General features: G+C 62.8%; 21 protein-coding genes and 1 other RNA gene. 9 read left to right on the top strand and 13 right to left on the bottom strand.

Going from position 1 to position 23,798, the window contains the following annotated elements:
• Positions 1-615, bottom strand: coding sequence for a LysE family translocator (locus EEQ99_RS08370; protein WP_047610838.1), 615 nt, complete (start codon positions 613-615; stop codon positions 1-3).
• 142 nt (positions 616-757) lie between these two features.
• Between EEQ99_RS08370 and pdxR the strand changes: the two genes are divergently transcribed.
• Positions 758-2,248 (top strand): MocR-like pyridoxine biosynthesis transcription factor PdxR, encoded by a 1,491-nt coding sequence (gene pdxR / locus EEQ99_RS08365; protein ID WP_047610840.1) that lies wholly within the window; start codon positions 758-760, stop codon positions 2,246-2,248.
• A gap of 3 nt (positions 2,249-2,251) precedes the next feature.
• Here pdxR and miaA read toward each other — a convergent pair whose 3' ends face one another.
• On the bottom strand, positions 2,252-3,148 hold the full coding sequence (gene miaA / locus EEQ99_RS08360) for a tRNA (adenosine(37)-N6)-dimethylallyltransferase MiaA (RefSeq protein ID WP_047610844.1): 897 nt from the start codon (positions 3,146-3,148) through the stop codon (positions 2,252-2,254).
• Here miaA and serB point away from each other — a divergent pair.
• Complete coding sequence (gene serB / locus EEQ99_RS08355) at positions 3,147-4,037, top strand: phosphoserine phosphatase SerB (RefSeq protein ID WP_047610846.1); 891 nt, start codon at positions 3,147-3,149, stop codon at positions 4,035-4,037. The genes miaA and serB overlap by 2 nt on opposite strands.
• Positions 4,038-4,130: 93 nt before the next feature.
• Here the strand turns inward: serB and EEQ99_RS08350 are convergent, their stop codons facing one another.
• From EEQ99_RS08350 to EEQ99_RS08330, 5 genes are all read right to left on the bottom strand, one after another.
• Complete coding sequence (locus EEQ99_RS08350; protein ID WP_097542168.1) at positions 4,131-5,861, bottom strand: DegQ family serine endoprotease; 1,731 nt, start codon at positions 5,859-5,861, stop codon at positions 4,131-4,133.
• Between the two features lie 207 nt (positions 5,862-6,068).
• On the bottom strand, positions 6,069-7,025 hold the full coding sequence (gene hflC / locus EEQ99_RS08345; RefSeq protein ID WP_047610850.1) for a protease modulator HflC: 957 nt from the start codon (positions 7,023-7,025) through the stop codon (positions 6,069-6,071).
• A 3-nt stretch (positions 7,026-7,028) separates the two neighbouring features.
• A complete protein-coding gene (gene hflK / locus EEQ99_RS08340; RefSeq protein WP_047610852.1) occupies positions 7,029-8,111 on the bottom strand; it encodes an FtsH protease activity modulator HflK in 1,083 nt (360 codons plus the stop codon).
• Between the two features lie 149 nt (positions 8,112-8,260).
• Positions 8,261-8,779, bottom strand: coding sequence for a dihydrofolate reductase (locus tag EEQ99_RS08335; protein ID WP_127430223.1), 519 nt, complete (start codon positions 8,777-8,779; stop codon positions 8,261-8,263).
• 13 nt (positions 8,780-8,792) lie between these two features.
• Positions 8,793-9,587, bottom strand: coding sequence for a thymidylate synthase (locus tag EEQ99_RS08330; RefSeq protein ID WP_127430222.1), 795 nt, complete (start codon positions 9,585-9,587; stop codon positions 8,793-8,795).
• Between the two features lie 111 nt (positions 9,588-9,698).
• Here EEQ99_RS08330 and ssrA point away from each other — a divergent pair.
• From ssrA to EEQ99_RS08310, 4 genes are all read left to right on the top strand, one after another.
• Positions 9,699-10,061: a transfer-messenger RNA gene (gene ssrA, locus EEQ99_RS08325) on the top strand.
• A gap of 128 nt (positions 10,062-10,189) precedes the next feature.
• Positions 10,190-10,705 (top strand): SspB family protein, encoded by a 516-nt coding sequence (locus tag EEQ99_RS08320; protein ID WP_047610856.1) that lies wholly within the window; start codon positions 10,190-10,192, stop codon positions 10,703-10,705.
• A 50-nt stretch (positions 10,706-10,755) separates the two neighbouring features.
• Positions 10,756-10,950 (top strand): DUF4169 family protein, encoded by a 195-nt coding sequence (locus EEQ99_RS08315; protein WP_127430221.1) that lies wholly within the window; start codon positions 10,756-10,758, stop codon positions 10,948-10,950.
• A 106-nt stretch (positions 10,951-11,056) separates the two neighbouring features.
• Positions 11,057-11,281, top strand: coding sequence for a ribbon-helix-helix domain-containing protein (locus EEQ99_RS08310; protein WP_047610860.1), 225 nt, complete (start codon positions 11,057-11,059; stop codon positions 11,279-11,281).
• 95 nt (positions 11,282-11,376) lie between these two features.
• Here EEQ99_RS08310 and EEQ99_RS08305 read toward each other — a convergent pair whose 3' ends face one another.
• The 3 genes from EEQ99_RS08305 to EEQ99_RS08290 all read right to left on the bottom strand — a co-directional run bounded on the left by EEQ99_RS08305 (position 11,377) and on the right by EEQ99_RS08290 (position 17,990).
• Positions 11,377-15,087 (bottom strand): AsmA family protein, encoded by a 3,711-nt coding sequence (locus EEQ99_RS08305; RefSeq protein ID WP_127430220.1) that lies wholly within the window; start codon positions 15,085-15,087, stop codon positions 11,377-11,379.
• A 191-nt stretch (positions 15,088-15,278) separates the two neighbouring features.
• Positions 15,279-16,691 carry an FAD-binding oxidoreductase gene (locus EEQ99_RS08295; protein ID WP_127430219.1) on the bottom strand — a complete coding sequence of 471 codons (1,413 nt, stop codon included), beginning with the start codon at positions 16,689-16,691 and terminating at the stop codon, positions 15,279-15,281.
• A 264-nt stretch (positions 16,692-16,955) separates the two neighbouring features.
• Entirely contained in the window at positions 16,956-17,990 is a 1,035-nt protein-coding gene (locus EEQ99_RS08290) for an aldo/keto reductase (RefSeq protein ID WP_127430218.1), read from the bottom strand.
• Positions 17,991-18,082: 92 nt separating this feature from the next.
• On the opposite strand from EEQ99_RS08290, the gene EEQ99_RS08285 reads away from it, so the two are divergent.
• Both EEQ99_RS08285 and EEQ99_RS08280 read left to right on the top strand, forming a co-directional pair.
• On the top strand, positions 18,083-18,985 hold the full coding sequence (locus EEQ99_RS08285) for a LysR family transcriptional regulator (protein ID WP_127430217.1): 903 nt from the start codon (positions 18,083-18,085) through the stop codon (positions 18,983-18,985).
• A 258-nt stretch (positions 18,986-19,243) separates the two neighbouring features.
• Positions 19,244-20,338 (top strand): AbrB family transcriptional regulator, encoded by a 1,095-nt coding sequence (locus EEQ99_RS08280; RefSeq protein WP_127430216.1) that lies wholly within the window; start codon positions 19,244-19,246, stop codon positions 20,336-20,338.
• On the opposite strand, the gene EEQ99_RS08275 is transcribed toward EEQ99_RS08280, so the two are convergent.
• Positions 20,298-21,209 (bottom strand): AraC family transcriptional regulator, encoded by a 912-nt coding sequence (locus EEQ99_RS08275; protein WP_127430215.1) that lies wholly within the window; start codon positions 21,207-21,209, stop codon positions 20,298-20,300. The two genes, EEQ99_RS08280 and EEQ99_RS08275, sit on opposite strands and share 41 nt — an antisense overlap.
• 40 nt (positions 21,210-21,249) lie before the next feature.
• On the opposite strand from EEQ99_RS08275, the gene EEQ99_RS08270 reads away from it, so the two are divergent.
• A complete protein-coding gene (locus EEQ99_RS08270; RefSeq protein WP_063474611.1) occupies positions 21,250-21,657 on the top strand; it encodes a DUF2000 family protein in 408 nt (135 codons plus the stop codon).
• Positions 21,658-21,724: 67 nt separating this feature from the next.
• On the opposite strand, the gene EEQ99_RS08265 is transcribed toward EEQ99_RS08270, so the two are convergent.
• Together EEQ99_RS08265 and EEQ99_RS08260 are read right to left on the bottom strand one after the other, a co-directional pair.
• A complete protein-coding gene (locus EEQ99_RS08265; protein ID WP_047610874.1) occupies positions 21,725-22,390 on the bottom strand; it encodes a YiaD family glycine zipper/OmpA-like lipoprotein in 666 nt (221 codons plus the stop codon).
• Between the two features lie 266 nt (positions 22,391-22,656).
• Entirely contained in the window at positions 22,657-23,655 is a 999-nt protein-coding gene (locus EEQ99_RS08260; protein ID WP_063474610.1) for a flagellin N-terminal helical domain-containing protein, read from the bottom strand.
• Positions 23,656-23,798: the final 143 nt, after the last annotated feature.

Genomic DNA, 23,798 nt, shown 5'->3' with positions numbered 1-23,798 from the left:
TCAATGTGAAAACAGCAGGCGCGATCCGGCGCCGGCGAAGAAGACGGCGAGACTTCCCTCGATCCACCGCCGCGCGCGGGCATAGCCGCGCACCATCGGCGCCGTCGAGAAGAGCACGGCATATCCGGCAAATATCGAGATCCCGAGAAGCACGCAGCCGCCGAACGCCGTGACGGCCATCTCTGGCGAAGCGCCGGGCTTAAGGCCGAGCGACATGATCGCGACCCAGGCCAGAACCGCCTTCGGATTGCCGAGATGCATCAGAACGCCGCGGCGATAGAGCATGCCGAGTCGCGCGTCAGGCCGGACGAGCTCACCTGCCGGCCTGTCCGGCGCGGCTGCCGAGCGGGCCGCCTTCCAGGCGAGCCAGAGGAGATACAGCCCGCCCGCGACCTTGAGGAACAGCAGGGCATGGGCATAACGGACCAGCAGTGTCGATATGCCGGTGACCGCGATCAGCCCCCAGCATGTCGACATCGTGATGACCCCGGCGGCCAAGGTTAACGCCGGTCGACGCCCCTGCCGCATCGCCACATTCATGATGGCCATGTTGCTTGGTCCGGGACTGCCTGCAGCAATTGCGTAGGCGATGTAGACGACGAGAAGATCCTGCATTTGCGTGTTTCCAGAAGTTTGCGCCCGCGGACGCCCCTAGAAACGAAGAATACGGGGAGCCGCCAATCCGCTTCCTTTTCCTCGAAAATTGGTCCACTATGAAGCACCATTTTTGAAGAAAATCTCTAGACCACTTTTTGCGATGTCCAAACGGCGCAGCACCATCGAAATCCCGTCGCTCAACGCGATCGATCGAACGACCAATGTCGGCCGCCAGCTTGCCCAGAGCCTGCGCAGCGCAATCGCCAGCGGCGAACTGAGGCCAGGCGAACGCCTTCCTTCGACGCGCAGCCTTGCGGCTTCGCTGAAGATCGCGCGCGGCACTGTCGTCGAGGTGTTCGATCAGTTGGTCGCCGAAGGCTATCTCGAAGCGCGGGTCGGAGCCGGAACCCGGGTTGCCGCTCATCTCCTGGACGCGATGCCGGCGCCGGCAGCTCCGCCGGTCGCTGATGCTGTCGATCTGCCTCCCCCGGCTGCCCGGCTGATCGCCGTTGCCCGTGCGCTCACCCCGCACCCGCCGGTTCCCTTCGCCATTGCCGTCCCGGCGTCCGGTATTGCGCCCGACGACACCTGGCGCCGCCTCGGCAATCGCGTGCGCGCGTCGAGACAGGCCGCACCCTCGGGTTACCACGACCCGATGGGTCTGCACGAGCTCAGGCTTGCCATTGCCGACCACATCCGGCGCGCGCGGGCCGTTCATTGCGAGCCGGAACAGGTCATCGTTACATCGGGCACCCAGCAAGGCCTCTATATGGCAGGCCGGGTGCTTCTCTCGCGTGACGATCCGGTATGGGCCGAAGACCCCGCCTATCCCGGGTTGACGGCAGTGCTCGACGATCTCGGCGTACGGACCCACCGCTTGCCCGTCGATGCACAGGGGATGAACGTGGAACGCGGCCTCGAACTCTGTCCGCAGGCGCGCGCCGCATTCGTCACCCCTTCGCACCAATATCCGATCGGCATGCCGCTCAGCATGGCGCGGCGCAATGCCTTGATCGCCTGGGCCGACCAGAATCGCGCCTGGATCGTCGAGGACGATTACGACAGCGAGCTGCGTTATGCCGGACACCCGTTTCCCTCGATGCAAGGATTGCGTCCGTCACGCGTCATCTATCTCGGAACCTTCAGCAAGGTGCTCTTCCCCTCCCTGCGCCTCGGCTACGTCATCGCCCCTCCTCCGCTCGTAGAAGCCTTTGCCGGCGCCCGCGCCATTCTCGACCGGCATTCGCCGATCGCAGAACAGCATGTTCTGGCGGCTTACATGCGGGAAGGCTATTTCGAGGCGCATATCCGGCGCATCCGCGGCCTCTATGCCGACCGCCGCGCTGTCCTGCTCGCAGCGCTCGAGCGGGCCTTGCCCGAGGGATGCCAGGTTCAGCCGAGCGACCAGGGCATGCACATTCTTCTGTGGCTGCCCGAGCAGGCCGACGACGTGCAACTTGCAGCACGCGCCTTATCGGCCGGCCTCGCCGTGCGGGCGATCTCCCCGATGTATGCCGCGGAGCCGGCGCGCCCCGGCCTGATGCTGGGCTTCGGCGGATTTCTTCCGGACCAGCTGCGGGCGGCGGTCGGCGAACTCGCCAAACTGCTGAGCCTGCAGATGACTGGAGCGGAAGGCCCGCGTCAGGTCTGACACTTAAGCGATCAGCCGTTCCCAGCTGTCGTCCATCTGGTTGCGGAACCATGTCATCTGCCGCTTGGCATATTGCCGCGTCGCCGCAGCACCCTTCTCCAGCACCTCGTCGCGTGTCATCTCGCCCCTCAGCATCGCCGCGATCTGCGACACGCCGATTGCCTTCATCACGGGCGCCTCGGCCGGCAGGTCGAGCGCAAGCAGCGCCCTCACCTCGTCTTCGGCGCCTTGCTGCAGCATTTTTTCGAAACGGCCGTTGATGCGTTGATGCAGCACCGCCCGGTCCGGCAGCACGACGATCTTGCGGGCCTCACCCGCGTCGATCACCACCGGTCCCGACTGGCCCTGGAAATCGGCGATCGACCGCCCCGTCGCCTTCATCACTTCCAGCGCCCGGACGATGCGCTGTCCGTCCTGGCGGTTGAGACTTGCCGCCGTGGCGGGATCGGCGTCAGCGAGCTCCGCATACAACCCGTCCGGCCCCTCCTCCAGCAGCCGTGCCCTGAGGCTTTGCCGCAGTGTCTCCGGTATCCCGGGCATATCCGAGAGTCCGCCGGTCAGCGCCTTGAAATAAAGCCCCGTGCCGCCGACGAAGACCGGCAGCCGTCCTTCGGCCTTGAGCATCGGCAGCAGCGCCGAGACATCGCGCAGCCAGGCGCCTGTGGAATAGGCCGCCCCCGCCGGCACGTGGCCGTAGAGATGATGTGGCACGCCTTGCATCTCCCCCTCCGACGGCCGCGCCGTCAGCACCCGCAGCGTATCGTAGACCTGCATGCTGTCGGCGTTGACAACGACACCGTCATGGCGTTTGGCCAATTCGACGGCGAGCGCGGACTTGCCGCTGGCGGTCGGCCCGGTTATCAGGATCGCGTTCACTGTGCTCAGAAGGTTTTCCATCATGGCCCTCGTTGCCACGCTTGTTGCCAATCCGTCAAATCCCGTGCTGACACCCGCAATCGCCGAACAGGCGGCCGAGGTGGTGAAGGCTTCCGGCCTCTATTGGCTGGCCGACGGCATCGCCTGCGACATCGCGCTGCGCGACGGCACGGATGCGCAGGCGGCCGAGGCCAATATCCTTGCGCTCATATCAGGCGCGCCGATCGACCTCGTCATCCAGGAGCAGGAGACCCGCCGCAAGAAGCTGCTGATTGCCGACATGGATTCGACGATGATCGGCCAGGAGTGCATCGACGAACTCGCCGCCGAAGTCGGCCTGAAGGAAAAGGTTGCCACCATCACCGCCCGCGCCATGAATGGCGAGATCGCCTTCGAACCTGCCCTGCGTGAGCGTGTCGCCCTGCTCAAGGGCCTGCCGCTGTCGGTCGTCGACGAAGTGATCGCCAAGCGCATCACACTTACCCCTGGTGGCCCGGAACTGATCGCCACCATGAAATCGAAAGGCCATTACACCGCCCTCGTCTCCGGCGGCTTCACGGTCTTCACCAGCCGCATCGCCGCCACCCTCGGCTTTGATGAGAACCGCGCCAACACGCTGCTCGAAGACGGCGGCATACTCTCCGGCTTCGTCGCCGAACCGATCCTCGGCAAGCAGGCGAAAGTCGATGCGCTGAACGAAATTTCGGCTCGCCTCGGCATTTCGCCGGAAGAAGCGATCGCCGTCGGCGACGGCGCCAACGACCTCGGCATGCTGCACCTCGCCGGCGCCGGCGTCGCCCTCCACGCCAAGCCCGCCGTCGCCGCGGAAGCTGAGATGCGCATCAACCACGGTGATCTCACAGCCCTGCTCTATATCCAGGGCTACCGGAAGACGGATTTCGTGACGGCTTGAAGACCGACGTGGCACACCCTCATCCCTATGCTCGTCACAGGAATGGGCGAGAGTTGGAGACGACGGCGGTAATTCACCACCGCCGCAACTTTCTCATTCCATCGGCACCGCCACGAACCGGAGATCGCCATTCGCCGATGCGATCATAAGCTGGGCGTTGCGGCGGCCTTCCTGTTTCAGCGCCTGCACCTTGGCGGCGACCGCATCCGGCGACTTCATGAACTCCTGCGCCACTTCGACGATCACATCGCCGGGCTTCAGCCCCTTTTCGGCCGAGGCGGAGCCGGGCGTCACCTCTGTCACGACGACGCCGTCGACGCTCTCGGCGATGCCGAAAGCCTTGCGCGTCTCGGGGCTCAAAAGCGACAGCGACAGGCCGAGCACGTTCTTCGGCGTTGCCGCATCCGGCGCCACCTGACCCTTATGCTGGTCCGGCGTGCCGGGTTCGGGCTGGACCTGATCGCCGCTGTCAGGCTGGTCCATGTCATTGTTTTCGCCGGGATCCGGCGTGATCACGCCGTCGTCCTGCGAGCCATCGGGCGCCGCATCGCCGGATGCGGCCGCCTGATCGCTGTCTTCGAGCCGGCCAAGCTTCACCTTGACGGTCTGCTCCTTGCCGTCGCGCAGCACCACCACGTCGACTTCCTTGCCGACCGTGCTTTCCGCCACGACGCGCGGCAGGTCGCGCATTTCGCTGACGGTCTTGCCGTCGAATTTCAAGATGACGTCGCCTGCCTTGATCGAGCCATCGTCGACGGGTCCGCCCTTGATGACGCCGGCGACCAGCGCGCCCTTTGCGCTGTCGAGCCCGAGGCTGTCGGCGATATCGTCGGTCACCGGCTGGATGCGCACGCCGAGCCAGCCGCGCCGCGTCTCGCCATATTCGCGCAACTGGTCGACGACGCCGGACGCAAGCTCCGACGGCACCGAGAAGCCGATGCCGATCGAACCGCCGCTCGGCGAGATGATCGCCGTGTTGATGCCGATCACTTCACCCTTCATGTTGAAGAGCGGTCCACCGGAATTGCCCTTGTTGATCGCCGCATCCGTCTGGATGAAGTTGTCATAGGGGCCGGCATTGATATTGCGGCCGCGGCCGGAAATGATGCCTACCGTCACCGAACCGCCGAAGCCGAACGGATTGCCGATGGCCATCACCCAGTCGCCGATGCGCATCGTGCTGGAATCGCCGAATTTCACGGATTTCAGCGGCGCCTTCGGCTCGACCTTCAGCACGGAAAGATCGGTCTTCGTATCCGTGCCGATCAGCTTCGCCTTGAGTTTCGAACCATTGGCGAAATTGATCTCGATGTCGTCGGCGCCCTCGATCACGTGATTGTTGGTGACGATATAACCGGCCGGATCGATGACGAAGCCGGAGCCGAGCGAGCTGACATTGTGATTGCCGCCCTTGTTGCCCTGCTGCTTGTTGAAGAAATCGTTGAAGAACTCCTGGAACGGCGAGCCGTCGGGTGCACGCGGCGCCGGGCCGGCCCCCTCGTCGTCCTTCACATTCTGCGAGGTCGAGATATTGACCACGGCATCGAGCAGCCCCTCGGCGAGATCGGCGACAGAAGCCGGGCCGTTGTTTGGCGTGACGGCCTGGATCGGGGCGATCTGCTGTGGCGCGCCGGGTGCGGGCGGCGTGGGCGTAGGAGCAGCCGCCTCCGGAGCAGCCGGAGCGGGCGTGGCAACCCCAGGAGCGGTCGTCTCAGGTGCGGTTTGCGCATAGGCAATCCCGTTCATGCCGGCATGCGCAAGAATTGCAGCGCTGGCCATAAGCGCGAGCGTTCGTCTGAAGGGCGAGCGTTTCGTGGGGGCCATCAAGCTTCCTCATAAGGGGTAAATGCGCACATTGAGCACCAGCATAAGGCGGAATGATGGAGGGTGAAATCACCTTTTCGCGAAATCCCCGTGCAATGTGACGTGGCCTCGCAAATGCCGGATCATCTCAATCATCCCACGAAAAAAGGGCCGGCACTCGGGCCGGCCCTTCGAGGATTGTCGGGATGCGATCGGCATCCCTTGCCGTCAGTTCGCCGGCTGGGCGGGTGCTGCGGGAGCAGCCGCAGCCGGTGCGGCCGGATTTGCCGGCGACGGCTGCAGAGTGCCGGCGGCATTGTCGAAAAAGCGGAAAAATTCCGAATTCGGCGACAGCACCAGCGTCGTGTCCTGGGACGAAAGCGCCGAGGAATAGGCCGCCATCGAGCGATAGAACTCGAAGAAGGCTTGATCCTTGCTGAACACTTCGGCGAAGACGCGGTTGCGTTCGGCATCGCCCTGGCCCCGAAGGATTTCCGCATCGCGCTGGGCGCCTGCGGTGAGCTCGACAACCTGGCGGTCGGCGACGGCCCGGCGCCGCTGGCCTTCCTCATTGCCTTCGGCACGGATACGCTCGGCCTCGGCAAGGCGTTCCGAACGCATGGCATTATAGGTGTTCGGCGCAACCTCCGGCGAAAGGTCGGTACGGCGGATGCGAACGTCGTCTATATGCAGGCCGAGATTTTCGGCATCCGTACGCAGGTCGTCGCGAATCTCCAGCATCATCGCGACACGCTCTTCCGAGAGTGCGGCATTGTAGTCACGCAGACCGTAGACGCGGCGAAGCGATGAATCGAGCTGCGCCCTCAGCCGCGCTTCCGCGGCCTCACGATCACCCGATACCGTCTCGCGGAAACGACGGACATCCGAGATATTGTAGATCACGAAGGCATCGACGTCGAAGGTCTGGCCGTCCTGGACCTGAACCCGGATATTGTCGAGATCGAGCCTCAGCGCCTGCTTTTCGACCAACTGAACGCGGTCGGCATCCATGAAGCCGAACGGCAGCTTGAAGTAAATGCCAGGCTCGGTCTTGACCGACTGGATCTGGCCGAAACGGACGACAATGGCCTGCTCGCGCGCATTCACCACGAAGATGGACGAATAGAGCCCGACCAGCACGATGGCGAGGATGAGGAGAATGATGGGAAGTCTGTTCGATGTCATGACTCAACCTCCCTGCTGCGCCGGTTTGCCGAGCTCGTTGAGCGGCAGATAGGGCAACACGCCCTGCTTCTCATCGATGATGACCTTCTTCGAGTTCTTCAGCACCTGCTCCATCGTTTCGAGGTACAACCGCTTGCGGGTTACGTCAGGCGCCTTGGAATATTCGTCGTTGATCGCGGTGAAACGCTGCGCTTCACCTTCCGCCTCTTTCACGACACGGTCCTTGTAGGCGGCGGCATCTTCACGGATTCTGGCCGCATCGCCTCGCGCCTGGCCAAGCTTCTGGTTGGTGTAGCGATTGGCCTCCTCGATCGTGCTATCGCGGTCACGGCCGGCACGCTGCACCTCTTCGAAAGCATCGGCGACTTCCCGCGGCGGCGCCACGTTCTGGATCGTCACGCCGGTGACGGTCACGCCGGCGCCATAGCGGTTCATGGTATCCTGCAGAATATTGAGCACATCCACTTCGATCGGCTGGCGATTGCTGCGGAAGGCGTCCTGGGCCGGACGCCGGCCGACGATTTCGCGCATGGCGCTGTCGGAAACCTGCTGCAGGGTCTCTGCCGGATTTTCGACGTTGAAGAGATAGGCCTTCGGATCACTGACCGTGTAGAAGACGGCGAACTGCACGTTGATGACGCTCTTGTCGCTGGACAGCATCAGGCCGTTCGAAGACGAGGCCGAGGTCGCCCCGATATTCAGCTGTTGCACGGTCACCTTGACCGTCTCGACGGTTTCCATCGGCCAGAAATGGAAATGCAGGCCGGGCATCGAGATCTCTTCCTTCGGCTTGCCGAACCGCAGCTCGACGCCGCGTTCGTCCGGCTGCACCACGTAGATGCACTGGATCAGCCAGAACACCGCGAGGATCGCCACGACGATCACCGCCACGCCGCCGTTGAAACCGCCGGGAACGATGTTGCGCAGCTGGTCCTGGCCGCGCCGGATGATATCTTCCAGATCGGGCGGTCCGCCCTTGCCGCCGCCACCGCGCGGGCGGTTCGGCCCCTGGCCCCATGGTCCCTGATTATTACCGCCGCCGCCGCCCCAAGGGCCGCCGCCGCCATTCTGATTGCTCCAGGGCATCAAAACCTCGTTGTTCGTTAAGTCTTCCACACATCCGGAACCGTGGGGGCTGACCGGCGGATGCGTTGGTGACCGTTATAGGTATCGCCGCATCGGCTTTCAACGCAACGTGGGAAACTTGGTCAATTTAATTGGAAAATAGTTCATTTTCAGGCGTGTCGGCGTTCATAGACGACGAAACGCGTGGGATAGCTGTCCTTCTCGCCGGCCGGAACCGCGATAGGCTCCCCCGCCTGCCAGATATAGGGATCGATGGCGGGAAATGAGGCGTCCCCATCGAGATCGGCCTCGACATGCGTGATGCACATCCGGTCGGCAAGGCCGATCGCCTGCGCATAGACCTGACCGCCGCCGAGAATGCAGATCTCATCGACGCCGGTTTCGAGCGCCAGCCTTTCGGCCGCCGTCATCGCCTCCGGCAGCGACTGCGCCATGCTGACATCCGGATGATTTATCGTCGCTTGCCGCGAGATGACGACATTCGGCCGCCCCGGCAGCGGCTTGCCGATCGAATCGTAGGTCTTGCGGCCCATCACGACGGGCTTGCCCAATGTCAGCGCCTTGAAGCGCTTGAGATCGCTCGAAAGCCGCCAGGGCATATCGCCGTCGCGGCCGATAATGCCGTTGCGGGCAACGGCGGCGAAGATGGTCCTGCGGATGTCGGCCATGGAATGTCCCGGATCAGACGGCGATCGGCGCCTTGATGCTGGCATCGGCCTCGTAGCCGATCAGCTCGAAATCGTCGAAGGTGAAGCCGAAAATGTCCTTCACATCAGGATTGATGCGCATGAAGGGCAGCGGCTTCGGCCGGCGCGCCAGCTGCAGCTTCGCCTGGTCGAAATGATTGTGATAAAGATGGGCGTCGCCGAGCGTGTGGACGAAATCGCCGGGCTTCAGCCCGGTCACCTGGGCCACCATCATCGTCAGCAGCGCATAGGAAGCGATGTTGAACGGCACGCCGAGGAAGATATCGGCCGAGCGCTGGTAGAGCTGGCAGGAAAGCTTGCCATCGGCCACATAGAACTGGAACAGGCAATGGCAGGGCGGCAGCGCCATTTCATCCACTTCGGCCGGGTTCCAGGCCGAGACGATATGGCGGCGTGAATTCGGGTTGTTGACGATGCCTTTGACGAGATTGGCGATCTGGTCGATATGGCCGCCATCCGGCGCCGGCCAGTAGCGCCACTGGGCGCCGTAGACAGGCCCGAGATCACCGTTTTCGTCGGCCCATTCGTCCCAGATAGAAACGCCATTCTCCTTGAGATAGCGGATATTCGTCTCGCCCTTCAGGAACCAGAGAAGCTCGTGGATGATCGAGCGCAGATGCAGCTTCTTTGTGGTGAGGACAGGAAAGCCCTCTTCGAGGTCGAAGCGCATCTGGTAGCCGAAGACCGAGCGCGTGCCGGTGCCGGTGCGGTCGCCCCGGTCGGAGCCCTTGTCCATCACATGGTTCAGGAGATCGAGATATTGCTTCATGTCGCGCTGATTCCGTTTGCCCCAATTTAAGCCCTCAGCGGCGGGAAACCAATCGCCACCGGGGATTTTCCCAATGTTTCTGATGGGCTGCATAACGCTTTTATGACGTTTGCCCTTTCCTTGGGCTGAGGAAACCACTATATCACCCTTGCCGGCTTTCGGGTCGGCTATGGCGATAAATGAGCGGTGTAATAAACCTATTGGACCCGGGGGCGGTACCCGGCGCCTCCACCAAAAACCGGCGGCCTCGAAGGCCGGCTTTTGATGGGGGCGAAACAGGATCGACAAGGGTGTAAAGATCGTCTTTTTGCTCGGCATTGTACCGCCGTTATCGGGCTAAAATTGTAGTTGCAAACGACAACTATGCGGAAGCTCGTCTCGCTGCTTAATCGCGGTGTGACACTTCAATCAAAGTCCTAGTGGTTCGCACCTCTAGGCGGGGTCCGAAGGCACCTGGCAACAGAAGCCTTCACCTTCTCCCTGCCGCCGAAATCATGTATGCTGCTTCAAAACGTGACTCGGCTCCGGTCTTTCCCAAGGCGCCCGGACGTGGCATATAACCTTGTGAAAAGACTTCCGAACCGACGAAAGACAGGAAAAGCATGGGGCAGGATCATATCCGCTACGACATTCTGGCACAGGATGCACTTCGCGGCGTCATCCGCAAGGTTTTGGCGGAAGTCGGCGCGACAGGCCGTCTGCCCGGCGACCATCACTTCTTCATCACCTTCCTCACGGGTGCCGCCGGCGTACGCATCTCCCAGCACCTGAAGTCGAAATATCCCGAGCAGATGACCATCGTCATCCAGCACCAGTTCTGGGACCTGAAGATTACCGAGACGCATTTCGAGATCGGCCTTTCCTTCTCAGACGTTCCGGAAAAGCTGGTCATCCCGTTCAATGCGATCCGCGGCTTCTACGACCCCTCCGTCAATTTCGAACTTGAATTCGACGTGCCGCTGGCCGATGGCGAGGAGCTGCCATCAGGCGAGATCACCGCTTATCCTGTCGATGCGGCTGCAAAGCCCGATGACGCGGCGGGCGCGAAACCTGCCGACGGCGAAGAGAAGAAGCCGGGCTCCGTCGTCTCGCTCGACTCCTTCCGCAAGAAGCAGTGATTTGAAGGGAGGCCAAGCCTCCCTTTTTCATAGGGAATTCAGGCAACCGCATGAGCGCCGAAATCATCAATCTGCGCCAGTTCCGCAAGAAGCAGGCCCGCTCCGAAAAGGAAAAGCAGGCTGAGCAGAACCGCGTTTCCTTCGGCCGCACCAAGGTCGAAAAGCAGCTGACCCGCAGCTTGAACGACAAGGCCGACAAGGCCCATCGCGACGGCCGGATCGAAACGGATGACGACGGCGCGTGACGCTTTCACCGACGGCTTGAAGAGCCGGAATGGATTCTGCAATCAACCACTTGCACGGCCGCCTTGAATCGATCTTCGAACCCGATCGAAACGCGAAACAGCCTTCATGATCCGCAAGCATTCGGCAACATTGCACGGCCATCGCACCAGTTTCTCGCTGGAGGATGAATTCTGGGCCGAGCTGAAGACCATCGCCGCATGCCGCTCGATGCCGCTTGCCGCGCTGATCTCCGAGATCGACGACCACCGTCCTGCCGACAGCAACCTGTCCTCGGCGCTGCGGCTCCACGTGCTCGCCTGGGCGAAGGCCGGCGGCGACCGCCGGACCTGATACATATTGCTTAAGATCGCATGGCGCTTTGTGACGGCGACATCAATGAAAACAAAGAGCTGAGGCGCGTTGCATGAATCAAATTCTATGCGCCGTCACTGCGCCTGAACGCCCGGCAGCTGGTCGAAATTGAGCGGACCGGGCTGCGCCTGCCCGCTACGGCGCGCCGCTTCCGCCTCGGCAGCGGCCCTTGCTTGCGCATCCGCCTTGGCTTTGGCTTCCGCCACACGCGCGGCCTCCGCCTCGGCAGCCGCCTTCTGCACCGCTGCCGCCTGCGCCAATGCGCGCAGCCGCTCTTCTTCCGCCCGACGTTGTTGCTCGATCTCGGCTGCCCGGACTCGCTCCGCGTCGTTGAACCGGTAGAGCGCCACCTCGCGGCGCAGCCGCTGCTTTTCGAGCACGATCGCCTGCAGCCGCTCAACCCGCCGGCGCTCGCGCTCAAAGGCACGCAGCGACAGATAGCTGGTGATATCGGTCACATCCATCGTCTTGCCGGGCGATGGCAGCATGCCGGAAAAATTCAGCCTGAGCGCCGGCTCGGCGCCGGAAAGCGCTTCCGTGCCGGGATTAAGGCCAACACCAAGCGTCGCGCTGATCCGTTCCTCCGGCAGCGCGATCTGCGCATCGGCGGTAATGCGGGCGAGATCGTTGGCGACGGTGACATTCTGCACCCTCAGCGTGCCGTCGGTGATGTTGAAGGGAATACCGAGCGGCGGCAGCTTCGCCTCGCCGTTGCTGAGCAAAGTCTCGACGATCGGATGCACCTTCCCGGCATTGATCTGCTCCTGCATCGTGTCGGTTGCGGCAAGCAGCGGCGGAAGGATGGCGAGGTTCAGCCCGCGTATGCTGGTATCGCCGAGCCTCAATTCGCCCGAACCATTGAGCGAGCTGGCGATCTCGCCGATCGTCTTGCCCGAGGCCTCCATCGACAGCGACAAACCGAACTTGCCGTTGGCGATCGGCGCGCCATCGCGCAGCCAGACGATGCCGGAAAGATCGGAATCGGCAAGCGCAAGCTTCGTCTGCAGGAAACCGGTGCCGTTGGCATTGGTGAAGAGCAGGTTGCCGGAGAGTTTTCCGCCGTCCCAGTTGCCGGCCATGTCGTTGAGCTGCAGCTCATCGCCCTTGTAGGCGACGTTGCTGGTAAAGTCGGACACCGCAGTTTCCGGCAGGCCGGGCCAGAACTCCTTGGCCGTCAGCTTCACGTTGACGTCGAGATCCTTGAAGATGGGCAGCCCCAGCGGCGCCGTCGTCAGCTGACCGTTGGCCGGATCGACGATCTGGCCGAACACTGCCTCGCCGAGCCAGCCGGCATCGGCCTTCGAAAGCGTCAGCCCGCCGCTCGCCGTCGTCTTCGCAGCCTTCCGGTCGAAGCTCAGCCCGCCTGAAAATTCGTTGTCGGCCGCATGACCCTTGAGATCGGAAAAGACGATCTTGTCGCTGTCGACGGCGGCATTGACCTGCAGGCCGAACGGCAGCCCCGTCCCAGTCTGCGGCAGGGCGATGCCGTTCATGATCAGATATGGGTCGATATCGGCGCTGTCGAGCGAAAGGGCGATCCGGCCGTTCATGAAGGTTTCCGGCCGGACATCGACCTTGCCGTTGGCGGTGAACGAGGTCCGGTCGGTCGCAAAGGTCAGCGCCGCATCGGCGGGATCGTTGCCCGATGCCTTCACCTTCAGCGTCAGGCGGCCGTTGGCGCCGACATCGACCGGCAGCGGGTCGAGCCCGGCCTGGCCGAACAGGATGGACGGCACGGCGTTTTCGAGGGTCGCCTCCAGGCTCGTCGTGCCGTTGCCGGTCAGCGCCAAGAGGTCGGACATGCGGTAATCGAGATTGACGCGGCTGCCGTTCGAGACGCCGGCAAGCGTCACCGTCAGCGCGTCGCCCTCGTCGCCGCCGAGCGTCAGCGCCCCGCGAAGCGCGGTATTGCCGTACCAGCCGGCATTGCGCACCAACCGGTCGAGTACCGGGTGATGCGGCAGATGCTCGCGCAGCATAGTGAAGAAGCCGCCGGGATCGGCGGATTTGAAGGTAATCTCACCCGCGCCCTTGTAATCGAGCAGCGAACCTTCCGCCCTGCCCGTCGCCGTCAGCTCGGCGCCTGCGATATTCTTGATCGACAGCCGGTCGACGGCAAGCTCCCCATCGGCAATCGTGAAGGTGGTCTCGACATTCTCGGCATTGACGCCGAAGGCGGTGAACTTGTCCGCCTTGAGCTGGGCGGCGATCTTATGGTCGAGCACGTTGTCGCCGGCGTCTTGACCGGTCATCAGCCCGCTCAGCGCCTGCAGCGCGTCGAGATCGAGCGTATCGCCATTCAATGCCACAGACAGCGTCGGCGTCTGGCCGGAAATCGCCTGGCGCTCCAGTCGACCCTTCAGCGTCGCCGGTCCGATGGCGATCTCGAGATTTTCGAAACGCTGCAATTCATGCGTCAGGCTGACATTGGCGGAAAAGCCCGCCTGCCGTAATTGCCGGATGGCCGGATCGACCGAGCCGGCAAGCCAGGAGGCAAGTCCCGTCGGCTGGCTCGAAGCCACCACGATCTGGCCGTTGAAGGAGGCTTCGCCCTGAAGCTGGAGCTTGCCCTTGCCTTCCACCTGCGTGCGCCCCGGCAACGTGCCGGTGGCGCTGTCGATCATCCAGCCTGTTCCGGCCGGCTCCAGCTCCAGCTGCACGTCACGCAGCGTCGTATCGCCGGCGACGATGGCCGGCAGCTTGACGCTCGCCTTGCCCGGCACCTGCGGGATTGGCACCTGCCCGACGATATCGATCAGCGAATTCAGCCGCTGGCGCGCCGAAACCGCCGCATCCCGCGTCGTCTTGCCGGCCGCGCCCTGATTGCCGATACGGTTGACGTCAATCTGCTGGCCGTCGGCGGTCAACAGGAATTCCGGCGCATTGCCGGTATCGAGCGTCGCCTCGCCAGTTATGACATAGGGATCGTCCGTCGGGCCGATCTCCATCCGGTATTCGGGAATGCGGATGCGTTCGTTGGTCAGCTCGAAGCGGCCCTTGACGCGCGGCGGCTGCTCATTCTTGTCGGCCGGCCTGGCGCTGTTGCGGGTCTCGATCGCCGCCGAAAGCTGGCCTTGATAATTCGGCTTGCTGTCGACGAGCTTTAGCTCGCCGTCAAGATCGACGCTGACGGGGTGCTTGTCCGGCGAAAGCTTCGTGCGCATGCGCAGCACGCCCTTCTCATCCGGCTGGCTGCTCGAGATCGAGAAACTGCCGTGCTCGCCGTCGAGCGCCGCATCGCCTTCGATGCGCCAGGGTCCGGCCAGCGACTTCGCCGACATTTCCGCATTGAGGCCGGTGATGCGGCGCGAGCGGCCCGACTGGTCGTCGACGAACTCGACTTCACCGCCGCTGACATGCACATTTTCGAGAACGACGGTCTTTGCCGGTATCTCAGCGCGGCTGCCGCGCATCCAGTCGAGCGTGCCATCCTTGAGCAATCTCAGGCGCACCTTCGGATTGACGACACGCATGTCGAAGATCAGCGCTTCGCCCGACAGGAAAGGCGCGAGTTCCGCATCCATGGAGAACTGCTCGACCTTGACGATCGGCGTGCCGTCCACTTCCTGGCCAACGCGCACGTCGTGCAGCGTGACCGACGGAAACGGCAGCAGGCGCGCGTCCACCGTGCCGTAGACGGTGACTTTCTTGCCGATGATGCGGCTTGCCTGATCCTCGAAATTCTTGCGGAAATCCGTCCAGTCGATGAACAGTGGCGCAAGCAGCGCCACAAACAGCACTACGACGATCACTCCCCCCAGAAAGACGAGGAACCGGCCTACCAATGCAAGGAGTCTCCATTCGGGATTCTGTTGCCGACACTAGAGCAATTCCAGCACAAGTGCACAGCGGTTTTGCGTCCGGAGTTGCGGAAAAACAAAAAGATAGAGCATTTCCGCAGCTTGGAAAAAAACGGAAATGCTCTAGCGCCGTTCATGCCGGGGACAAGGCCCAACTTCATGAGAATATTCCGTTTTCAGCCATGGTGGAAAATCTTGCCGGGATTGAAGATATCGTCCGGATCGAGCGCCTGTTTCACCTGTCGCATCAGATCCACCGCGCCTCCGAGCTCCTGTTCCAGAAACGCCATTTTGCCTTGCCCGATCCCGTGTTCACCGGTGCATGTCCCATCCATGTCGAGCGCCCGCCGGTTAAGCCGCTGCACGAAGCTCTCGGCCCTGGCGATGTCCTCGGCACTGCTGTCGTCAAACAGCAGCAGCACATGGAAGTTCCCATCGCCGGCATGGCCGACGATCGGCCCCAGCAGCCCGTGTTCCTCGATATCCGCCTGCGTTTCGGAAACACAATCGGCGAGCTTCGATATCGGAACACAAACATCGGTCGAAAGTGCGGCAAGCCCGGGCGCCAAGGCCCTTGCGGCCCAATAGGCGTCGTGGCGCGCTTTCCAGAGCTTCGTCCGCTCCTCGGCGTTGGCGGTCCAGAGGAATTCGCCGCCACCGCATTCCGCCGCGATCTCGGCAAAGGCCGCCGATTGCAGCGGCACCGTCTCGTCGGTGCCGTGGAATTCGAGGAACAGCGTCGGGCTCTCGGCATAAGAGAGCTTGGAATAGGCGTTGCAGGCCCGCATCTGCACCGTATCGAGCAACTCGATACGCGCCACCGGAATGCCCATCTGGATCGTCATGATGACGGCATCGCAGGCAGCCTTGATGCTCGGGAAGGCACAGGCTCCGCCGGCGATCTTCTGCGGGATCGCCTGTAGGCGCAGCGTCACCGAGGTCAGGATGCCGAGCGTGCCCTCGGCGCCGACGAAGAGCCGCGTCAGGTCGTAGCCGGCGGAAGATTTGCGGGCGCGCCGGGCCGTGCGGATTTCCTCGCCACTGGCGGTGACCGCGGTGACGGCAAGGACATTGTCCTTCATCGTCCCATAGCGCACGGCATTAGTGCCGGAAGCCCGCGTCGAGGCCATGCCGCCGATCGAGGCGTTGGCGCCGGGATCGATCGGGAAGAACAGGCCGGTATCGCGAAGGTGGATGTTCAGCGCCTCGCGCGTCACACCCGGCTCGACGGTGCAGTCGAGATCTTCGGGATTGACCTCGAGCACCCGGTTCATGCGGCTGAAATCGATCGAAATGCCGCCATTGGCGGCGTTGACCTGCCCCTCCAGAGAGGTGCCGACGCCGAAGCCGATCACCGGCACCTTGTGGGTCGCACACGCCCTGACCGCCGCCTTCACATCCTCGGCGCTCACCGCAAAGAGCACCCCGTCCGGCAGTTGCGACGGGATATAGGTGGTCGTGTGGGCATGCTGCTCGCGGAACGACTGGCCGGTCTGGAAGCGCTCGCCGAAGCTCTGTTTGAGAATGCCGAGCACGGCAGCTATGCCCGCCTCGTTGCGTGTGCCGGCCTTCGCGTCCTTCAGCGCCATTCCTTTGATCTCCCTGCTATTCCGCAGAAACCCTATCATGTCTCGCAGGCTACAGCGCCGCGGTCTTTTCAGACGCGCAAAGGACGCTGTAGGACTTTAAAATTGCTGCATAATTTCATCCTTAATTCGATTCCGATTTAAGGAATTATGCAGCAGGCTGGGTATGCGGCAAGTCAAAGCGGCTGTCCAGTTAAGATTGGCAGAAGATTTCATTCCCCTTTTGTTATAGGCCGGCTGTTATAGCCAAGTTCGCCTTCCGACACCTCAGACGAGCGGCGGATTGAGCCGCGCAAAACCCTCCTGCCGCCGATAGGGGAAATAGGGATAGGGCGCAGTGAAAGTGCTGACGGCGTCGAGCCTTTCGATCTGGTCTTTCGACAGGCTCCAGCCGACCGCGCCGAGGTTGTGCCGGAGCTGCTCCTCATTGCGGGCGCCGATGATGACGCTCGATACCGTCGGCCGGCCGAGCAGCCAGTTGATGGCGATCTGCGGCACCGTCCGGCCGGTCTCCGCCGCGATGGCGTCCAGCACCTCGACGATGTCGAACAGCTTCTCATCATCGACCGGCGGGCCGTATTGCGCCGTCTCGTGCAGCCGGCTTGCCTTGGGTAGCGGCTGTCCGCGGCGGATCTTGCCGGTCAACCGTCCCCAGGCAAGCGGGCTCCAGACGAGAGCCCCCACACCCTGGTCGGCGCCAAGCGGCATCAGTTCCCATTCGTAATCGCGCCCAGCCAGCGAATAATAGACCTGATGGGCGACATAACGCGGATAGCCATAGCGCTCGGCGGCAGCAAGCGACTTCATCAGCTCCCAACCGGCAAAATTGGAAACGCCGACATAGCGGATCTTGCCTGCGGCGACGAGGCCGTCGAGCGCCGACAGCACCTCCTCGACCGGCGTCGAGGCATCGAAGGCGTGAAGCTGCAAGAGATCGATATAGTCGGTCCCGAGCCGGCGCAGCGCATCCTCGGTCGCGCGGATCAGCCGCGCCCGCGACGTTCCCCAGTCCTGCGGCCCCTCGCCCATCGGCAGCGCCGTCTTCGTCGAGATCAGCACCGCGTCGCGCCGGCCACGGATCGCCTGGCCGAGCACCTCTTCGGAAGCGCCGGCCGAATAGACGTCGGCCGTGTCGAAGAGATTGACGCCGGCTTCGAGGCAGATGTCGACGAGCCGTCGCGCCTCTTCCGCATCGGTATTGCCCCAGGCGCCGAACAGCGGACCGTTGCCGCCGAATGTGCCTGCGCCGAAGCTCAACACCGGCACCCTGAGGCCGGATGCACCGAGATTTCTGTAATCCATCGATCTGTCTCCTGTATTTCCTCTGAGATAGACCTTGGCCAGCTTGTGATATAGATTGCCTGAAAGAAAATCATCTGTGAATTGAATTCATCATGAGCCGTCAGGACATCAACCGCTCCGGCGAAATGGAAGTCTTCGTCAGTGTCGTCGAGCGCGGCGATTTTTCCGCGGCCGCCACGGCCCGGCGCATGACACCGTCGGCCGTCAGTAAGCTCGTCGCCCGGCTGGAGACGCGCCTCGGCGCCCGCCTTATCAACCGCTCGACGCGCAAGCTGCAGCTGACGCCGGAAGGCTGCGCCTTCTACGAGCGCAGCATTGCCATCCTTGCCGATATCGCCGAGGCCGAACGTCAGGCCTCGACAGGCGAGCAGGCTTCGGGCCGCATCCGCATCAACACCAGCGGCTCCTTCGGCAATCATGTGCTGGCGCCGCTGGTGCCCGCCTTCATGGCGCTTCATCCGGCCGTGACGCTGGATATTTCCCATACCGACAGAATAGTCGACCTGATGGAGGAGCGCGCCGATGTCGCGATCCGCGCCGGCCCCCTGAAGAATTCCAGTCTGATCGCCCGAAAGCTCGGCGCCACCGGCAAGATCATCGTCGCATCGGCGGATTATCTCTCGCGTCATGGCGAGCCACGCACTGTCATCGATCTCCGCCGCCATTGCCGCATCGGCTTTTCCTACGCCCGCGCCGTCGAGGGCTGGCCGTTGCACGAAGACGGCGAGACCGTAACCATCCCGGTCACCCCCGGCGTGCAGGTGACAGACGGAGAAGCCATGCGGCACCTCGCTCTGTCAGGCGCCGGCCTTGCCCGCCTCGCCGCCTTCACCGTGCGCGCCGATATCGATGCCGGGCGTCTGGTGCCGGTGCTCGAAGAGGCCAATCCCGGCGATCTCGAGGAATTCTACGCCCTCTACATGGGCCAGGGTGGGCCGCTGCCGGCACGGGTCCGCGCACTGCTCGATTTCCTCGTCAGCCACGTGCGTTTTTGAGGGCAGCTCAACCGAAACCGCTCAGTGGCTTCGGAAGTCAACCTCCATGAAAACAATAGCTTACAAAAGCTATATGAATCAATTTCGCATTCCCAGGCGCCGAGAAGCCAGATTTCGCAATTGACCGTTCGTCTTCCACCCGCCTATATCGGACCCGCGCCAGCCGGCTCTTGCAGCCGGCCTCTCTTCGTCATGCCGGAGCCCCCTCCCATCTTCAGCCTCAGGGCTTGGCGCCGGCCAGAAAAAGACACGGGGATCATGTCATTCAGCGACGCGAGCCGCCTGCTGCGGGATGCCGGCCTGCCGAAATGGGCGCTGCTGCTGGCGCTTTCCACAGCTCTCGTCATCTTCCTCGAACTCTTCGCCCTGCCCGCCTCGCTGCTGATCGGCCCGATGGTTGCGGCCATTCTTCTGGCGCTGACCGTCGGCAAGGGAAAGCTTCGCGTGCCCTTCTGGCCGTTGCAATTCGGCCAGGTCCTCGTCGGCCTGATGATGGCGCGCACCATCACCCCCGACATTCTCGGCACCATGGCGAAGGAAGCGCCGCTCTTCCTGCTGTTCATTTTCTCGGTCATCGCCATCGCCACCGGCCTCGGCTGGCTGCTGACGCGCTGGCAGGTGCTGCCGGGAACGACTGCCGTCTGGGGCTCCTCGCCGGGCGGCGCTTCCGCCATGGTCATCATGTCGGAAGCCTATGGCGCCGATGCCCGCCTCGTCGCCTTCATGCAATATCTCCGCGTCGTCTTCGTCGCCGTCGGCGCCTCGGTGATCTCGCGCCTGTGGGTGGCGGCCGACGGCGGCGAGCCGCCGCCGCTTGTCCTCTTTCCCGAGATTGACTGGCCGGCCTTCGCTGCGACGATGGCTTTTGCCGCCTTTTGTGCCTATGGCGTCCGGCGCCTGCGCCTCCAGGGCGGCACGATCATCGCACCGCTCTTTCTCGGCGCCTTGCTCCAGGGCATGGGTCTCCTGAAGATCGAGCTGCCGATGTGGCTGCTCGCCATCGCCTATGCACTGGTCGGCTGGAGCATCGGCCTGCGTTTCACCCGCTCGATCCTCAAGCACGTTGCGCGTGCCCTGCCGAGGGTATCGGCCTGCATCGTGCTGCTGATGGCGCTCTGCGGCTGCATGGCCGCAGCGCTTCACGTCTTCGCTGGCATCGATCCGCTGACCGCCTATCTCGCCACAAGCCCTGGCGGCGCCGATTCCGTCGCCATTATCGCCGCCTCCAGCGATGTCGACGTACCCTTCGTGATGGCGATGCAGACCGGCCGTTTCCTGGTGATCCTGATGATCGGGCCGATGCTCGCCCGCTTCATCGCACGCCGTTCCGGCCTTGCGGAAAATCCCGCATAGAACGCTGCGCGGAATTATGCGCGAGCGCTGCCCACTGGCCGGGCGTCATGCCGTAGGCCTTCTTGAAATGGCGATTGAGATGGCTCTGATCGGCAAAGCCGGTCGCCGCCGCCACATCGGAAATCCCCTCGCCCGCGCCGATCATCGCCCGCGCCTGCTGCAGCCGCCGCATTAAGAGGTAGCGATGCGGGCTGGTGGCGAAGGCCGCCCGGAAATGCCGCGACAGCGCGAAACGGTCGAGCCCCGTCACCGCTTCCAACTCGCCTGAACGCACCGCCCGGGTCGCATGCGCCTCGAGATAATCCCGCGCCGCCCGCGCCTGCCGCCAGGCGACGAGGCCGAGCGGCCGGCGCGGCATACGCGCATGCCGTGACAGCCCGCCCGTCACCCGCGACAGGAAATCGTCAACGAAAAGTTCGTCCAGTTCGCGATCGAGTTCGCCGAGCGCCGCGAGCAGCACGCCCGCCAGCACCGGATCGCTGATGACAGGTTCGTCGACGAAAGGCAGGCCTGCGCCATCCGTCTCCAGGCATTCGAGAAGCAGCGATGGTTCCAGGTAGAGCATGCGGTACTGCAACCCATCCTCCGTCCCCGCCCCACCGTCGTGTTCCTCGTCGGGATGCAGCACGATCACCTGCCCCGGCAGGCTGAAGCGCTGTTCGCCGCGATAGCGGAAGGTCTGCACGCCCTTCAGTGTGACCCCGAGTGCATAGGTGTCGTGCCGGTGCGGCTCGAAGGCATTGCCCGAGAATTGCGCCTCGATGCGCTCGATGCCGGGAAAGGCCGGCGCGGCCAGGATGGCGTTGCCGGATGGTCCCGCGCACAAACGTTCAAGACCTTCGAAGGCCTGCGGATGTAAATCCTGGCTCAACGCGCCCGATACTCCTTAACCCGAGGTGAAAGACCATCCGATGTTTGATACCAAAATTGCCGTCGTCCTGCGAAACAATCTTGCCGGCTGGCAGAAACTGAACGTCACCGCCTTCCTGATGACAGGCATCGCCGGCGGACACCCCGAAATCATCGGCGAACCCTACAAAGACCGCGCCGGCAATCTCTATAATCCGCTGTCGATCCAACCGATCATCGTGCTCTCCGCCGAGGAGGCGACGATGTCAGCCATCCATCGCCGTGCGCTGGAGCGCGATGTCACCGCCTCGCTGTTCATCGAGGAAATGTTTGCAACCGGCCACGACGCCGCCAACCGCGCCGTCTTCGCCGAATTCGCGCCCGAAGATGCCAAGGTGGTCGGTATCGCGCTGCGCGCCGAAAAGAAGATCGTCGACAAGATCACCAAGGGCGCGACGATGCAGCACTGACGTAAAGATTGGAATGAAAAAGGCCGGGCAATGACCCGGCCTTCGTGTTGTCTGGGAAAGCGTGCGATCAGCCCTGCGTGATCGGCGCGATCTGGATTTCGACGCGGCGGTTCTGTGCGCGGCCGGCCTCGCTCGCATTGGAGGCGACGGGCTGCGACGGGCCGAAACCAACGGCGGAGACGCGGCGCTGGTCGATGCCCTGGCCGCCGAGATAATCGGCAACCGAAAGCGCGCGGCGCTGCGACAGATCCTGATTGTGCTGCAGGCTGCCGGTCGAATCCGTATGGCCGTTGACGTCGATCAGCGTCCGGTTGAACTTGCGCAGTACGATCGCCACCGAATTCAGCGTCGGATAGAAGCCCGGCTTCACCGCATCCTGGTCGACGTCGAAGGTGATGTTCGAGGGCATGTTGAGGATGATGTTGTCGCCGTTGCGGGTCACCGAAATGCCCGTGCCTTCGAGCTGGGCACGAAGCTCGGCTTCCTGTTGGTCCATGTAATTGCCGATCGCGCCACCGGCGAGAGCCCCGACGCCTGCGCCGATCAATGCCGCATTGCGCTTGCCGTGGCCGCCGCCGCCAACAGCCACACCGACGAGGGCACCGCCGAGGGCGCCAAGCGCAGCGCCGCCGGCCGTATTGGAAACCTTCTGCTCACCGGTATAGGGATCGGTCGTCGTGCAGGCACTGAGATAACTTGCTGCAACAGCCAGAAGTATGAATTTCTTGATCATGGACAGGACGGTCTCCGTTCGAACTGATGCGAGCAAATGGCAAGGATTGCGGCAAGAAAATGAAGATGCTCTCTTGATAGGGGAATTTCAGGCGCCGAAACAGAAGCCATGTTGCGGGAATGCGCGGATATCACCAGTTTTAGCGAGTAGTGCGCCCTTGATTGCCGTCATCGGCTGACGTCTCCATAGTGCGTTGTTGGAGCCGCCACTTCTCCTCCCTCATTCCTGTGCTCGTCACCGGAATGAGGGAGAGTGGGATCGCACTCTTAGAAATTCTGGAACAACTGCCTGACCGTATCGTAAGTCGCATTGGCGATGTTCAGCGATTGCAGGCCGAGTTGCTGCTGCGTCTGCTGCGCCTTGAGCTTGCTGGACTCCTCTTCCATGTCGGCATCGACGAGCCGGCCGATGCCGGCGGTGATGTTATCGTGCAGTTTGCCAGCGAAATCGTTCTGCAGGTTGATGCGTTTCTCCAGCGCGCCGAAAGCCGAGCCGACCGTCGTCAGCTGCGTCAGCGCTGCATCGACGACGCTGATCATTTCGCTGACCTGTCCTTTCGTCGTGGTGTCCGAAAGCGAGATCACCACTTGGCCGGTGGTGGTGCCGTTCTTGCTCGTCATCAGCACGTAGTTCTGCGAGGCGCCGAGCTCGGTGGCGAAATAGGCCGACGTCAGCACACCGTATTCACCCGAACCGGTGGCGCGATCATCGATCAGATAGCGCGCATCCTTGGAGGACGTGCTTCCGCTCGGCGTCGTATCGATATGGTAGCTCAGCATGCCGACCGAGACAGTGCCGTCGGCATTGCGAATGAAGGAGGCCGGAATCTGGCGCGGCTGCGTCGGGGTCGCATCGTTATTGAGGACCACCCAGTTGTCACTGTTGAAGGTCGCCGCTTCCGAGACGCTGCGCAACTGCTCCTGCAACTGCTTGAGCTCTTCGTTGATCTTGTTCTTGTCGACACCATCTTCCGTTGCGGCGACCAGCTTCGCCTTGATCTCGGAGACGACGTCGATGACGTCCTGAACGCCGGTATAGGCCGTTCCCATCGTCGCCGCCGCCATGCCGAGCGCATCCTGGATCGCTGAAATCGCCTTGTTATCGGTTCGCGCGGTTGTGGCGACCGACCAGTAGACGGCATTGTCGCTGGCTTTTGCAACACGCATGCCCGTCGTGATGTGATTTTGAGTGACGGCCATGTTCCGATTGATATCGCGCAGCACATGAAGCGCCGCGTCCACGGAAACGCGCTGATAAATACTCACGGGAACTAGACTCCAAAAACTCAACAGACGCAAACTGTACAAAAATGAACCGTGCCGCGCGGACGCTCATGTCCGGGGTCGCTGACGCTTCAGCGCTGCGGCCTTCAAGAAACGAAGAAGACCAGTCGGTGTCTGGAGCAATC

Source organism: Rhizobium anhuiense (assembly GCF_003985145.1).
In the GTDB taxonomy this organism is placed as follows: Bacteria; Pseudomonadota; Alphaproteobacteria; order Rhizobiales; family Rhizobiaceae; genus Rhizobium; species Rhizobium anhuiense.
Note: the sequence above shows the minus strand (reverse complement) of the source record. Positions and strands in the feature narration are given on the sequence as shown.